We start from the raw sequence: 13,037 nt of genomic DNA on the forward strand, positions 1-13,037 counted from the left end.
ACCTTACTCCGGCAGCAGGCTTTCGCCAGCAAACAACTCGGCTACCGTCTCGCGGCGACGCACTTCAAACGCTTGATCACCGTCCACCAGCACCTCGGCGGTACGCCCGCGGGTGTTGTAGTTGGAGCTCATGACAAACCCATAGGCACCGGCCGAATGCACGGCCAGCAGGTCGCCTTCTTCCAGGGCCAACTGACGTTCCTTGGCCAGGAAGTCGCCGGTCTCGCAGATCGGGCCGACGATATCGTAGCTGCGGCCTTCGCCTGCGCGTGGCTTGACGGCCGTCACATTCATCCAGGCCTGGTACAGCGCCGGACGGATCAGGTCGTTCATCGCCGCGTCGACGATGGCGAAATCCTTGTGCTCGGTGTGCTTGAGGTACTCGACCTGGGTCAGCAGCAGGCCGGCGTTGGCGACGATGTAGCGGCCCGGCTCGAACATCAGCGTCAGGTCGCGGCCTTCGAGGCGCTCGCGCACGGCCTTGATGTAGTCGGACACCAGCGGCGGCTCTTCATCGCGATAACGCACACCCACGCCGCCACCGAGGTCGATGTGGTGCAGGTAGATGCCGCACTCGCCGAGGCGGTCGACCAGCGCCAGCAGGCGGTCGAGGGCGTCGAGGAACGGTGGCAGGCTGGTCAGTTGCGAGCCGATATGGCAGTCGACACCCAAGACTTCCAGGTTCGGCAACTGCGCGGCGCGGATGTACACGTCCTCGGCGTCGGCAATGGCGATGCCGAACTTGTTCTCTTTGAGACCGGTGGAAATGTACGGGTGAGTGCCGGCGTCGACGTCCGGGTTGACCCGCAGGGAGATCGGCGCGCGAACGCCCATCTCGGCGGCCACCACTTGCAGGCGCTCCAGCTCGTCGGTGGATTCGACGTTGAAGCAGTGCACGCCAACTTCCAGGGCGCGGCGCATGTCTTCGCGGCTCTTGCCGACACCGGAGAACACAATTTTGTCAGCCTTGCCGCCGGCGGCCAGTACACGCTCAAGCTCGCCCCGGGACACGATGTCGAAACCGGCGCCCAGGCGCGCCAGGACATTGAGTACACCCAGGTTGGAGTTGGCTTTTACGGCGAAGCACACCAGGCTCGGCGTGCCTTCCAGCGCATCGGCAAAGGAGCGGTATTGCGCTTCGATGTGGGCACGGGAGTACACGTAGGTCGGGGTACCAAAGCGCTCGGCGATGGCGGACAGCGCGACACCTTCCGCGAACAGCTCGCCGTCCCGGTAGTTAAAAGCGTCCATGATGTTCCCTTAGTAGGTGTCGTGCTTGTGCGCTTTGGTTTGCGACGATTGCGCCTGTTCATTCGGGTCTTTGCTGTCATCGGGCAGATACAGCGGGCCTTTTTGACCACAGGCACTAACGAGGCAAGCGACCGCGACGAGCGCAGCAAGGGAAGAGATCAGGCGCTTCATGGCGAAATCCTTGAATATGCATTAATTGCGCCCGAGTATACCGACCACCCGCCGGATTGCCTATGCGCCGAAATACCCGTCCGGCGGCGCTTTGCCGAGTTTGTTGCGATTGTGCTTACACCAATCGAGGATAATTCACACGGCTGTGGGTAATGAAATCGGTATCCTTTGCAATCATGATGGCGCGTCCGTATTGTGCGGCGCTTGAGCGAGACCAGACACTTTTCGAGGTTCCCACAATGAGTTTGACCGAAGCGCGTTTTCACGACCTGGTGGATGCGACCCAGCAAGCGCTGGAGGATATTTTCGACGACAGCGGTCTGGATGTGGACCTGGAGAACTCGGCCGGTGTGCTCACCGTCAAGTTTGAAAATGGCACCCAATTGATTTTCAGCCGCCAGGAGCCCCTGCGTCAGCTATGGCTGGCGGCGCGTTCCGGTGGTTTCCACTTCGATTACGATGAAGAAGAAAAACGCTGGACCCACGACACCACCGATGAGCTGCTGAGCGAAATGCTCGCGCGCCTCACCCAGGAACAAGCCGGCGTCGAGCTGGACTTCGACGAGATCTGATCGTGACGCAGCCCGTTCCCGTACGCCCGCCCAAGCCGCTGTTCAGCAATGTCAGCCCGGCGGTGCCGTCACCTTGTATCAGTTTATGTCGGCTGGATGAGCACAAAGTCTGCCTCGGTTGCTTCCGTCATGTGGAAGACATCCGCGAATGGCGCTCTGCCGACGATGCGCGACGCCGCGTGATCGTCGCCCAGGCCGAGCAGCGCAGGACCTGCGCCTGAGGCCGTCTTGTTTATTTATTGTGCTGTGGTAGTGTCCGGATACACCTCAACTCATCGAGGTCCGTGAGAACCCCGCCTTTTCCTGGCGGGGTTTTGCTTTTTTGTGCAGAAAAAAGGAGTCTGCCTGAATCATGACCGCACCTTCCATCATCCTCACCCGTCTTGACGTGCAGCGTCTTGAGCAACTGATCGACCGTGTCGGCGAGGCGTCGCCGGGCGTTGAAGCCCTGCAACACGAACTCGACCGCGCCGAAGAAGTGGTTGGCCACGATGAAGTGCCTGCATCTGTCGTGACCATGAACTCCAGCGTGCATTGCCGTGAACAAGGCAGTGGCAAGGACTATCACCTGACCCTGGTCTACCCCAAGGACGCGAACGCCGACGAAGGCAAAATCTCGATCCTGGCGCCGGTGGGCAGTGCATTGCTGGGCCTGCAAGTCGGCCAGCACATCGACTGGCCAGCACCGGGTGGCAAGACCCTCAAGCTTGAATTGCTCAGCGTTGAAGGCCAGCCAAAAGACGGCGGCGTGTTCTCTCTTTAAGCCGAGTGGCGTTAAACCTGGTTCAGCGCTTCATTGAGCGCCAGTTCCAGATCAGCCTTGTAGCGCAGGTACAGATTGCTCGGGCTTTGAACATCACCGAGCAGGCCGGACAGGTCCAGATCGGTGATGTAGCAGCGGTAACGCTCGGCTTCCCGGCGTTGCCCGACGATTTGCTGGGCGACCACCGCAAACAGTTGGTCGCCAAATTCCAGCTCGGAAAACTCTCGTTGATTGCAGTACAAGGTGATCCCCACCTGGCCCGGTGCTGCCTTGCCGATAATCGCCTGCACGTCGTAGAACGGCTTATTGGCCGGGGTTTGCGGCGCTGGGCGCGGTTCGGCCCGACGTGCGCGGCCGCTGCCTGACGGCAACAGCTGGTAATACAGGATTTGCACCGCGCCGAAGGGCTGTTGCGGGTCCAGCGGCAGCAGCGCGTCGCGGCGATAAATGATCGACTGCAGGAAGCGCTGCAACGGCACCAACAGGCTTTGCTCGTCGTGGAACGGCAGGCGCTGCTGCCAGAGCGCGTTGAACTCATCCAGCACGTACAGCTCGGCAACTCCGTCGTTGATCCGGTAGAACACCTGCACACAGTCGGGCAGGCCCATGGGCAGCAGCAGCGCCAGGTCGTGGTCTTCCAGGGCCATGGTGTCCAGGTGCAGCGGGCTGTAGCTGGCCAGTTCCTCACTGAGGTAGGCGATCAGCGCGTCCTGGGTCGCCAGTGACACATGGTTGGCCTGGCCGGGTGTCAGCTCCATCACGTGGTAGTGCTGTTGCACCTGCACCAGGTAGCGGTGGTTTTCCTGGCCCAGCAGCAGGTTTTGCGCGGTGTCGAAGATTTCCTCCACGCGCTGGGCAATGAACTGCGCGCGGTTGTGGCAGAAACAGCGCACCCGCAAGCGCGGCAAGTGATTGGGCGGTAGCTGATTGAGGTAGTCGCGCAGGCAATCGAGCAGCGCGTGGGGGCCGTCATAGCGGCTGACCATCACCTCGTTCCAACTGTTGAGCGTGACCTGGTCCAGGGTCAGCACCAGGTTTTCCCGTACGCCCGCGTAACTCAGGGAGTCGGTGCGCTCGGTGGTCATCAGGATGTTCAAGTCCCGGTGATGCTTGAGCGGGTCGACGCCGACGTTGATAAGCAGCAGCACTTCCTCGGGCACTGCCGAGCGCAGCAGGCGGTCTTCATCGACGCTGGCCAGGGGCAGGACGACGGTTTGTTGCAGGCTGCCCAGCAGGTTGAACAGCTCGAATTCGGTCATGTCACTGCTGCCGGGATGCAGCGCCAGGCGGGTACTGCTGTCGATCACGCCGTTGCGGTGGCACCAGGTGAGCATTTCCAGCAAATCGCGGCTGCGCTTGATCGGCGCGAAGTGCTCCCATTCCAGAGCGGTCAGGCTGCCGTTGTACAAGCCCCAATGATGCTGGCCGGGCTCTTTGCGGTTGGGCGACTGCACCAGGGTCAGGGTGTCTTCGGCAAGGTCGGGCGCAATGCCGGGGTTGATGAACTCGACCTTGCCGGCCTTGCGCTCGAAGGCGGCGTACAGGCGCCGGCCCAGCACATTGAGATCGCGCTTGTTGATCAGGCTGACGGTCTGTTCGGTGCGGGCAAACTGGGTCAGGAAGCGATAGCTGTAGTTCAGCTCGTTGACCAGCGCCCGGCGCTCGGAGGCCACCTGGCGGACTTTCCATTGGCTGCGGCTGTCCAGCAGGGCAAGTTGGCGCTGGTCCCAACCCCATTCGCTGGCCAGGCGCTCCAGCAGCAAACGCTGCCACCCGGTGCGCTGGCCCGCGCTGAGCTTGCGGTTGACCTTCAGGTACAGGCTGCGCCGCACCAGTTCCAGGCGTTCCGGCTCATTACGGGCCTTGAGGTACTCCTCGATCCGGCGGTAGACGACGATGTACGGGTCCAGCTCGTCCAGGTCCAGCTGATTGGCAAACACAGCGCGCTTGAAGCGCAGGCTCAGGCACTGCACCTTCGGGTGCTCGCTGGCGTAGACCTCGGTCAGCAGGAGTTTCAGTACTGATTTGTAGGGCGATTCGATGCCCTTGAACAACTGCCACAAGCCGGCACCGATAAATTCACCCGGCGGGATGTGCGCCAGGTGGCCCAGGTCGAGGGTTTCATCGGCGCGAATAAAGCGTTTGGAAATCAGCGCGTGGGTGAAGTCGGCATAGCGGGTTTCTTCGTACACCGGCACCAGCCACCAGATCGGCGTGCGCCCGGCCAGCCAGATGGCGGTGCGGTAGAACTCGTCCAGCAGCAGGTAATGCTGGCTGGTGCCGCAGTCTTCTGAACTCAGTTGGCTGTCGCGCTCGCCCTGGATAAACCGCGTCGGCTCGATCAGGAAGAAGTGCGCCTCGGCGCCCATGCTCAGGGCCCAGGTTTCGAGCAGTTGGCATTTCTTGCGCAACTCGGCCAGCTCGTTCTCGCTGAGATCGGCCGCATGGCAGACCCACACGTCCATATCACTTTGATCGGCCTGGGCCAGGGTGCCCAGGCTGCCCATCAGGAACAGGCCATGAATCGGCCGCGGTGGGTTGCCGTGGCGGGGCTTGTAGGAAAACGTGCGGGTCAGGCGCTGGGCCTCGGCCAAGGCTTGCGCGTCGGGTTCAAAATTCGACAGGCCGGCCGGCGTGCTGCCCGACACATAGCCCGGCAACAGCGGGTGATTTACGTGGAAAAACAGCGGCAGCAGGGTCAATACGCTTTGCTGGCGTGGTGTCAGTCCTTCGACGGCCCGGGCCATGCGGCCTTCGTTCAGGGCCAGAAACCGCGCGCGTAACTGGGCCAGCACCTTGCGGTCGATGCCTTCGTCCAGGTCGGGGCGGATTTCGTGGGTGCGGGTCATGTCGAACTCGGTGGCTCGCAGGGCCCGACGTGGGCGGCCGTGTGGGAGTTTACAGCCAGTAGCGTAGGAGGTTTAGAGGGAATTTGTTTTTGACGCCGGAATTTTATCCCGGGCGCGGGAATGCCCGCGGAATCCGTGAAGAGAGGATCCCGTGGGCGATACGAGGTGTCAGGCGGCTTCTTTGGCGGTCGTCAGAATAGTCAGCAGGCTTTGTGCGTGTTCGGCAGCGTCCCGGCCGAGGCTGGTGAGGTAACCACCGTCTGGCTGGTCGATCAGGTCTTTATCAAACAGGCGCCGGGCGGCGGCAATGGCAGTGGGAGCGGCAGTCTGATGAACTTTCAGACCTTCCTGGGAGCTGCCCAGGTTGAAGAGTGCAAGGATTTCCAGTTCGGCAACCAACTCAGGGGTATACGACATAAGGACTCCAGACTTTCTAGGAATTTTTAGACGTTAGCAGCCATAAGGTGAACGCACTTGGGCGAGCTGTCCAGTCGGAACTCATGCGGTGTTGATGTGGGGCAGGATTGTGGCCAGCAAGAGTTTGCTGGCCAGCGCGGTGTGAGGCTTATTGCTTCTCGGGCGGCAGCTCCGGCAGCGCACGCAACGCAGTTTCATACCATTCGGTATTGAAGGCGCGATCTTCTTCGAGCAGCGCGTCAATTTCGATGGCGAGGACGTGGGCCATCATTTGCAGGATGTCTTCGCGCTCGTAGCCCACCAGGGTCAGCTTGTTGAACGTGGCCTTGGCGGCGGGCGGGTTGTCGCTTTCGATCTGGTTTTCGATCGCTTCAATCAAGGTGGTCTCGGCGAACTCTTCTTCGTCGTTGTCGATATCGGTTGGCTCGCTCATGGCAGGCTCCTGGAGGAAAGGGCGCCAGTCTACCCCCATTCACTCGGCTGATGCTGCTGGCCAGGCGCGGCCTCCCGATCTATAACCACTGCTGCCAACCCCGTACACGGCCTGGAGGCTTTGTGATGCTCAAGCTTTATGGATTTTCGGTCAGCAACTACTACAACATGGTCAAACTGGCGCTGCTGGAGAAAGGGCTGCCCTTCGAAGAGGTGCCGTTCTACGCAGGCCAGACCCCTGAAGCCTTAGCCGTGAGCCCCCGGGGCAAGGTGCCGGTGCTGGGTGTCGAGCAAGGGTTTATCAACGAAACCAGCGTGATCCTCGAATACCTCGAACAGACCCAGGGCGGACGATCGCTGCTGCCGAGCGAGCCGTTCCAGCGCGCCCAGGTGCTGGCGTTGTGCAGGGAAATCGAGCTGTACATCGAGTTGCCGGCCCGGGCGTGTTTTGCCGAGGCGTTTTTCGGAATGCCGGTGCCGGAGGCGATCAAGGAAAAGTCCAGGGCGGAGTTATTGCTGGGGATCGCATCGCTGGGGCGGCACGGGAAGTTTGCGCCGTATGTGGCAGGAGACAGCTTCACGATTGCGGATTTGTATTTTGTGTACAGCGTGGACCTGGCCTGTGCCGTGGCCGGGAAGCTGTTCGGGCTGGATCTGTTGGCTGAGTTGCCGAAGGCCAAGGCGTTGCTGGAGCGCTTGCAGGCGCTGCCGAATGCCCAGCGGGTGGCGGCGGACAAGGAAGCGGCGATGCCGGCGTTTATGGCGATGATTGCTGCCAAGAAATAGATCTTGGGTGTTTGTGATGAGGCTTTCGCGAGCAAGCCCGCTCCCACATTTGACCGAGTTCCACCTTTGGAATGCAGTCGAATGTGGGAGCGGGCTTGCTCGCGAAGCTTTTAGCGGCTGGCGAGCAATGCCTGGCCGCGAACCACGGCAGCCTTCACCTGCGCCGGCGCAGTCCCGCCGATATGGTTACGGGCATTCACCGAGCCTTCCAGGGTCAGCACCGCAAACACGTCCTGCTCGATCTGGTCGCTGAACTGGCGCAGTTCTTCCAGGCTCATTTCCGCCAGGTCCTTGCCGGTGTCCACGCCGTACTTCACGGCATGCCCGACGATCTCGTGGCAGTCGCGGAACGGCAGGCCACGGCGTACCAGGTAGTCCGCCAGGTCGGTGGCGGTGGAGAAACCGCGCAGGGCCGCTTCACGCATGATGGCGTGCTTGGGCTTGATCGCCGGGATCATGTCGGCAAAGGCACGCAACGAGTCGCGCAGGGTATCGGCGGCGTCGAACAGCGGTTCCTTGTCTTCCTGGTTGTCCTTGTTGTAGGCCAGCGGCTGGCCTTTCATCAGGGTCAACAGGCCCATCAGCGCACCGAATACACGGCCGCTCTTGCCGCGTACCAGCTCGGGCACGTCGGGGTTTTTCTTTTGCGGCATGATCGAGCTGCCGGTGCAGAAGCGGTCCGGCAGGTCAATGAACTGGAATTGCGCGCTGGTCCACAGCACCAGCTCTTCGGAGAAGCGCGACAAGTGCATCATCGCAATGCTGGCCGCGGCGCAGAATTCGATGGCGAAGTCACGGTCCGACACGCCGTCCAGGGAGTTGCCGCCCACGGCGTCGAAACCCAGCAGATGCGCGGTGTATTCGCGGTCGATCGGGTAGGTGGTGCCAGCCAGTGCAGCGCTGCCCAGAGGCATGCGGTTGGCGCGCTTGCGGCAGTCCACCAGGCGCTCGTAGTCGCGGCTGAGCATTTCGAACCAGGCCAGCAGGTGGTGGCCGAACGTCACAGGCTGTGCGGTCTGCAGGTGGGTGAAGCCGGGCATGATGGTGCCGGACTCACGCTCTGCCTGCTCCAGCAGGCCTTTTTGCAGGCGGGTGATTTCTGCCAGGATCAGGTCGATCTCGTCCCGCAGCCACAGGCGGATATCGGTAGCCACCTGGTCGTTACGGCTGCGACCGGTGTGCAGTTTCTTGCCGGTCACACCGATGCGGTCGGTGAGGCGGGCCTCGATGTTCATGTGCACGTCTTCCAGGTCGACGCGCCAGTCGAAGGTACCGGCTTCGATCTCGCCACGGATGGTGGTCAGGCCGTCGATGATGCTGTCGCGCTCGGCGTCGGTCAGCACGCCGACCTTGGCCAGCATCGTGGCGTGGGCGATCGAGCCCATGATGTCGTGGCGGTAGAGGCGCTGGTCGAAAGTGACGGAGGCGGTGAAGCGCGCGACGAAGGCGTCGACGGGTTCACTGAAGCGGCCGCCCCAGGACTGGTTGGTCTTGTCGGTGCTCATGGATTCGCTCGTGATCTGCTGGAAAGAGGGCATGAAAGTGTGGCGCCGATAATAACAGGGTTGCCCCCGGAGGCGACGATGCCGGGGCGGGGCATTTTTATTTGTTTCCAAGATGGCTAAGTGCCTTGCCCCCGGACTCGCGCAGGACGAGACTGGAGCCAGGACCGATCGGGGGGGAAACTTGCGGTCCTTGGTCAAACAAAGCGTGTTTATTGAAACGATATTTGACGATTGAGCAATATCGTCTTCGCCAGCGTCTACAGTTGCACTGATAGAGCTTCGCGCTGACGGAAGGTGCACTGCACCAATGCCGGGCGATGAGGTCGAACTCCAGGCTATCCATTAGAGAGGGGGTGTTCGTATTGTGTATCAGCAAACCCTACGACGATGCCCGAAGGCAGCAGGCTTTGGGCGCGATTGAACAGGTCCGGGTAAATATTGGTGCCACTCTCGGGGCACTTTTTGCCGCTCGCGCTAGTCTTAGCGTGGATCGCCGTGACGGAAGTCACCGCACCTGTCTACGCTATCCTTGTGCGAGACTCACGCAGGAATCCAGCGCAATATGAATGTCCTGATCGTTGATGACGAACCCCAAGCCCGCGAGCGACTGAGCCGTTTGGTCAGTGAACTTGAGGGTTACAATGTCCTTGAGCCGAGCGCCACCAGTGGCGAGGAAGCCTTGGCCCTTATTGACAGCCTCAAGCCGGACGTCGTGTTGCTCGACATCCGCATGCCGGGCCTTGATGGCTTGCAGGTGGCTGCCCGCCTGAGCGAGCGAGAATCGCCGCCTTCGGTGGTGCTGTGCGCCTCCCAGGATGAGTTCTCTTCCGAGGCCCTGGATGCCAGCGGCGCCAGTTTCCTGGTCAAGCCGATCAATGCCGATGCGTTGCTTCGCGCCTTGAAAAAGGCCGAGCGGCCCAATCGTGTCCAACTGGCAGCCTTGACCCAGCCCGCAGCCCAGGGCGGCAATGGGCCACGCAGCCATATCAGCGCCCGTACCCGCAAGGGCATCGAGTTGATTCCCCTGGACCAGGTGGTCTACTTCATCGCCGATCACAAGTACGTGACCTTGCGTCACGAGGCTGGTGAAGTGCTGCTCGATGAGCCACTCAAGGCGCTGGAAGACGAATTTGGCGACCGTTTTGTGCGCATCCACCGCAACGCGCTGGTGGCACGGGAGCGCATCGAGCGTCTGCAGCGCACGCCGCTTGGGCATTTTCAGCTGTTCCTGAAGGGCCTCAACGGTGACGCGTTGATCGTCAGCCGGCGCCATGTCGCCGGCGTGCGCAAGATGATGCAGCAGCTTTAGCCCGAGGGCTGACGCGAGCTTCACCGCCCATATCCCGGTGCGACGCGGCCAGGGAGGCCCCGCACTTGCTGATTCAAATCAAAGCGCATTTGCCTGAGCTGTTATTATCTGCCGTATCTATTCAGTACGGATTGATCCATGTCCTCTCGCGAAATCCGCATCGCCACCCGTAAAAGCGCCCTGGCCTTATGGCAGGCCGAATACGTCAAAGCACGCCTTGAGCAGGCCCATCCCGGCCTCAAGGTGTCCCTGGTGCCCATGGTCAGTCGCGGCGACAAGCTGCTTGATTCTCCACTGTCGAAAATCGGCGGCAAGGGCCTGTTCGTCAAGGAGCTGGAAACTGCGCTGCTGGAGAACGAAGCCGACATCGCCGTGCATTCTATGAAAGATGTGCCCATGGACTTCCCCGAAGGCCTGGGCCTTTTTTGCATCTGCGAGCGCGAAGACCCCCGCGATGCCTTCGTTTCCAATACCTACGCCTCCCTGGATGAGCTGCCGCTGGGCAGCGTCGTCGGCACCTCCAGCCTGCGTCGCCAGGCGCAGTTGCTGACCCGCCGCCCGGACCTGCAAATCCGCTTCCTGCGGGGCAACGTCAATACTCGCCTGGCCAAGCTCGACGCCGGTGAATATGACGCGATCATTCTCGCGGCAGCCGGCTTGATCCGCTTGGGCTTTGAAGACCGCATCACCTCGGCCATCAGCGTCGAAGACAGCTTGCCGGCCGGCGGGCAGGGCGCTGTGGGCATTGAATGCCGCACCGCCGACAGCGAAATTCATGCGCTGCTCAAGCCGCTGGATCACCAGGACACCGAAATTCGCGTCACCGCCGAACGTGCCCTGAACAAGCACCTCAATGGTGGCTGCCAGGTACCGATCGCCTGTTACGCCGTGCTTGAGGGCGAGAACCTCTGGCTGCGTGGCCTGGTGGGCGACCCGAGTGGTGGGTTGTTGCTCACCGCAGAGATTCGCGGGCCGCAAAGCGAGGCCACCAGCCTGGGTATCAAGGTCGCCGAGGAACTGCTGGAAAAAGGCGCCGGTGCCATTCTGCAAGCGGTGTACGGCGAGGCCGGGCCGCAGTGATGCAATGGCGTGTGCTGCTGACGCGGCCTGCCGAGGAGTCGGCGGCCCTGGCGGCGACGTTATCCGAAGAAGGTGTTTTCAGCAGCAGCCTGCCGTTGCTGGAGGTTGAAGCGCTGCCTGTCACGCCTGAACAACAGACTGTTTTTCGCGAGCTGGACCGCTATTGCGCGGTGATCGTGGTGAGCAAGCCGGCCGCGCGCCTGGGCTTGCAGTTGTTGGCTCAACACTGGCCGCAACCGCCGGCGTTACCGTGGTTCAGTGTCGGCGCTGCTACGGCGCAGGTGTTGGCCGAGCATGGCCTTGATGTCAGTTATCCCCACGACGGCGACGACAGTGAAGCCTTGCTTGAACTGGTCGCCTTGCGCGAGGCTATCTCGAAGCCCTGCGCCCGGGTGCTGATCCTGCGGGGCGAGGGCGGGCGAGAGCTGCTGGCTGAGCGTTTACGCGAGCAAGGTGCTAGTGTCGACTATCTGGAGTTGTATCGCCGTTTCCTGCCGGACTACGACCGTGCGACGCTGACCCAGCGCATAAACGTGGAACGCTTGAACGGCGTGGTGGTCAGCAGTGGGCAGGGTTTTTTACACCTGCAAGCGCTGGCCGGTACAGATTGGCCCCAGGTGGCACAGCTGCCGTTGTTCGTGCCCAGCCCGCGAGTCGCCGAGATGGCGCGTGCCGCTGGCGCGAAAGAAGTTGTGGATTGTCGTGGCGCCAGTGCCGCGGCTTTGTTAGTGGCGTTACGGAGTGTTTCCGTTCCCACTCTCTAATACGCAAAGGATGGATACGTGAGCGAAACAGCCTTGCCTAAAGATGAAGCTCAGCCCGCGCTTGATGCGCCTGTTGAGACACCGGTCACCACCGCCCCGCGCCGTGGCAACGGCCTGGCCATCGTGGCCTTGTTGCTCGGCGCCGCCGGCGTTGCCGCCGGTGGCTGGGGGATCTGGCAGGTCCGCGCACTGCAGGCGAGCAGCCAGCAACAGCTGGGCCAAGTGCAAACCCTGGACGACCAATCCCAGAGCCTCAAGCAGAGCCAGCAGCAGCTGTCGGCCCGTCTGGGGCAACTGCCCGGCGCCGATGAGCTGGAAGAGCGTCGCCGGCTGGTGGCGCAATTGCAGGGTGATCAACAACGCCTGAGCCAGCGCCTGGAAACCGTGCTGGGGGCCAGCCGCCAGGACTGGCGCCTGGCCGAGGCCGAGCACTTGATCCGCCTGGCCAGCCTGCGTCTTTCCGCCTTGCAGGACATCAACAGTGCCCAGGCACTGGTCCAGGGCGCTGACGAAATCCTCCGCGAACAAAGTGACCCTGGCTCCTACGCCGCCCGTGAGCAGTTGGCCAAGAGCCTCGCCGCGTTGCGCAATATCGAACAGCCCGACCGTACCGGGCTGTACCTGCAACTGGCGGCATTGCGCGATCAGGTCGTGCAGTTGGCGGCCATCGCGCCGGAATACCAACTCCCTGAAGCGGCCAATGATGGGCGTCCGACCACCGACACGGACAGCCGTTGGAGTCAGTGGTGGGCGCAGATCTCGCGGTATTTCCGCATCGACTTCAATCCTGATGACAACATTCGCCCGCTCCTGGCAGGGCAAGGCCTGAACCAGGTGCGCCTGGCCCTGAGCCTTGCACTTGAGCAGGCGCAATGGGCGGCGCTCAACGGCGAGCCGGCGGTGTACAGCCGATCCCTGGGCGAGGCTCGCAGCGTGTTGCAGGACAACTTCAATCAAGACAACCCGCAAAGCAAAGCCATGCTGGCCCGTATTGCCGAGCTTGAGCCCAAGGCCGTCTCGGTGGTCACGCCGGACCTGGCCGCGAGCCTGGCTGCCGTGCAGGCTTACCTTGACCGTCGCCACCTGTCTGCCGAGGAAGCCAAGGCTTCCGCTGGCAAGCCGGCGACCCAGGAGTAAA

General features: G+C 61.9%; 14 protein-coding genes. 8 read left to right on the forward strand and 6 right to left on the reverse strand.

Annotated features, from left to right (window positions below; translation table 11 throughout):
- Nucleotides 1-3 precede the first annotated feature (3 nt).
- Both lysA and ACIOMR_RS12840 read right to left on the reverse strand, forming a co-directional pair.
- On the reverse strand, nt 4-1,251 hold the full coding sequence (lysA, locus tag ACIOMR_RS12835) for a diaminopimelate decarboxylase (protein ID WP_008439346.1): 1,248 nt from the start codon (nt 1,249-1,251) through the stop codon (nt 4-6).
- 9 nt (nt 1,252-1,260) lie between these two features.
- Complete coding sequence (locus ACIOMR_RS12840) at nt 1,261-1,422, reverse strand: lipoprotein (RefSeq protein ID WP_003208801.1); 162 nt, start codon at nt 1,420-1,422, stop codon at nt 1,261-1,263.
- Nucleotides 1,423-1,661: 239 nt separating this feature from the next.
- Here ACIOMR_RS12840 and cyaY point away from each other — a divergent pair, with 239 nt between their 5' ends.
- The 3 genes from cyaY to rnk all read left to right on the forward strand — a co-directional run bounded on the left by cyaY (nt 1,662) and on the right by rnk (nt 2,757).
- Nucleotides 1,662-1,994 carry an iron donor protein CyaY gene (cyaY, locus tag ACIOMR_RS12845; RefSeq protein ID WP_003208803.1) on the forward strand — a complete coding sequence of 111 codons (333 nt, stop codon included), beginning with the start codon at nt 1,662-1,664 and terminating at the stop codon, nt 1,992-1,994.
- A gap of 2 nt (nt 1,995-1,996) precedes the next feature.
- Nucleotides 1,997-2,215, forward strand: coding sequence for a DUF1289 domain-containing protein (locus tag ACIOMR_RS12850; protein ID WP_003208805.1), 219 nt, complete (start codon nt 1,997-1,999; stop codon nt 2,213-2,215).
- Between the two features lie 131 nt (nt 2,216-2,346).
- Nucleotides 2,347-2,757 (forward strand): nucleoside diphosphate kinase regulator, encoded by a 411-nt coding sequence (gene rnk, locus ACIOMR_RS12855; protein ID WP_401194457.1) that lies wholly within the window; start codon nt 2,347-2,349, stop codon nt 2,755-2,757.
- A gap of 11 nt (nt 2,758-2,768) precedes the next feature.
- Here rnk and ACIOMR_RS12860 read toward each other — a convergent pair whose 3' ends face one another.
- The 3 genes from ACIOMR_RS12860 to ACIOMR_RS12870 form a co-directional block, all read right to left on the reverse strand.
- Nucleotides 2,769-5,606 carry a class I adenylate cyclase gene (locus tag ACIOMR_RS12860; RefSeq protein WP_008439344.1) on the reverse strand — a complete coding sequence of 946 codons (2,838 nt, stop codon included), beginning with the start codon at nt 5,604-5,606 and terminating at the stop codon, nt 2,769-2,771.
- A gap of 168 nt (nt 5,607-5,774) precedes the next feature.
- A complete protein-coding gene (locus tag ACIOMR_RS12865; protein WP_003208812.1) occupies nt 5,775-6,023 on the reverse strand; it encodes a TIGR02647 family protein in 249 nt (82 codons plus the stop codon).
- A 148-nt stretch (nt 6,024-6,171) separates the two neighbouring features.
- Nucleotides 6,172-6,456 (reverse strand): hypothetical protein, encoded by a 285-nt coding sequence (locus ACIOMR_RS12870; protein WP_003208814.1) that lies wholly within the window; start codon nt 6,454-6,456, stop codon nt 6,172-6,174.
- A 125-nt stretch (nt 6,457-6,581) separates the two neighbouring features.
- Here ACIOMR_RS12870 and ACIOMR_RS12875 point away from each other — a divergent pair, with 125 nt between their 5' ends.
- Nucleotides 6,582-7,241, forward strand: coding sequence for a glutathione S-transferase family protein (locus tag ACIOMR_RS12875; protein WP_003208816.1), 660 nt, complete (start codon nt 6,582-6,584; stop codon nt 7,239-7,241).
- Nucleotides 7,242-7,351: 110 nt separating this feature from the next.
- Here ACIOMR_RS12875 and argH read toward each other — a convergent pair whose 3' ends face one another.
- Nucleotides 7,352-8,746: an argininosuccinate lyase gene (argH, locus tag ACIOMR_RS12880; RefSeq protein WP_177123155.1), complete on the reverse strand. Its 1,395-nt coding sequence runs from the start codon at nt 8,744-8,746 to the stop codon at nt 7,352-7,354.
- A gap of 562 nt (nt 8,747-9,308) precedes the next feature.
- On the opposite strand from argH, the gene ACIOMR_RS12885 reads away from it, so the two are divergent.
- The 4 genes from ACIOMR_RS12885 to ACIOMR_RS12900 all read left to right on the forward strand — a co-directional run bounded on the left by ACIOMR_RS12885 (nt 9,309) and on the right by ACIOMR_RS12900 (nt 13,036).
- On the forward strand, nt 9,309-10,055 hold the full coding sequence (locus ACIOMR_RS12885; protein WP_003208820.1) for a LytTR family DNA-binding domain-containing protein: 747 nt from the start codon (nt 9,309-9,311) through the stop codon (nt 10,053-10,055).
- A gap of 138 nt (nt 10,056-10,193) precedes the next feature.
- Nucleotides 10,194-11,135, forward strand: a complete 942-nt coding sequence (hemC, locus tag ACIOMR_RS12890; protein ID WP_008439333.1) for a hydroxymethylbilane synthase — start codon at nt 10,194-10,196, stop codon at nt 11,133-11,135.
- On the forward strand, nt 11,132-11,899 hold the full coding sequence (locus tag ACIOMR_RS12895; RefSeq protein WP_177031314.1) for a uroporphyrinogen-III synthase: 768 nt from the start codon (nt 11,132-11,134) through the stop codon (nt 11,897-11,899). The genes hemC and ACIOMR_RS12895 overlap by 4 nt, the downstream gene beginning before the upstream one ends.
- A gap of 18 nt (nt 11,900-11,917) precedes the next feature.
- Entirely contained in the window at nt 11,918-13,036 is a 1,119-nt protein-coding gene (locus tag ACIOMR_RS12900) for a uroporphyrinogen-III C-methyltransferase (protein WP_003208826.1), read from the forward strand.
- The last annotated feature ends 1 nt before the right edge of the window (nt 13,037 follow it).

Source organism: Pseudomonas sp. NPDC087814 (assembly GCF_044742865.1).
Classification (GTDB): domain Bacteria; phylum Pseudomonadota; class Gammaproteobacteria; order Pseudomonadales; family Pseudomonadaceae; genus Aquipseudomonas.

Coding starts and splice junctions, on each gene's coding strand:
- ACIOMR_RS12870 (WP_003208814.1), bottom strand. CDS start 6,456: ATGAGCGAGCCAACCGATATCGACAACGACGAAGAAGAGTTCGCCGAG.
- ACIOMR_RS12840 (WP_003208801.1), bottom strand. CDS start 1,422: ATGAAGCGCCTGATCTCTTCCCTTGCTGCGCTCGTCGCGGTCGCTTGC.
- lysA (WP_008439346.1), bottom strand. CDS start 1,251: ATGGACGCTTTTAACTACCGGGACGGCGAGCTGTTCGCGGAAGGTGTC.
- argH (WP_177123155.1), bottom strand. CDS start 8,746: ATGAGCACCGACAAGACCAACCAGTCCTGGGGCGGCCGCTTCAGTGAA.
- ACIOMR_RS12860 (WP_008439344.1), bottom strand. CDS start 5,606: ATGACCCGCACCCACGAAATCCGCCCCGACCTGGACGAAGGCATCGAC.
- hemC (WP_008439333.1), top strand. CDS start 10,194: ATGTCCTCTCGCGAAATCCGCATCGCCACCCGTAAAAGCGCCCTGGCC.
- ACIOMR_RS12865 (WP_003208812.1), bottom strand. CDS start 6,023: ATGTCGTATACCCCTGAGTTGGTTGCCGAACTGGAAATCCTTGCACTC.
- ACIOMR_RS12875 (WP_003208816.1), top strand. CDS start 6,582: ATGCTCAAGCTTTATGGATTTTCGGTCAGCAACTACTACAACATGGTC.
- ACIOMR_RS12885 (WP_003208820.1), top strand. CDS start 9,309: ATGAATGTCCTGATCGTTGATGACGAACCCCAAGCCCGCGAGCGACTG.
- cyaY (WP_003208803.1), top strand. CDS start 1,662: ATGAGTTTGACCGAAGCGCGTTTTCACGACCTGGTGGATGCGACCCAG.
- rnk (WP_401194457.1), top strand. CDS start 2,347: ATGACCGCACCTTCCATCATCCTCACCCGTCTTGACGTGCAGCGTCTT.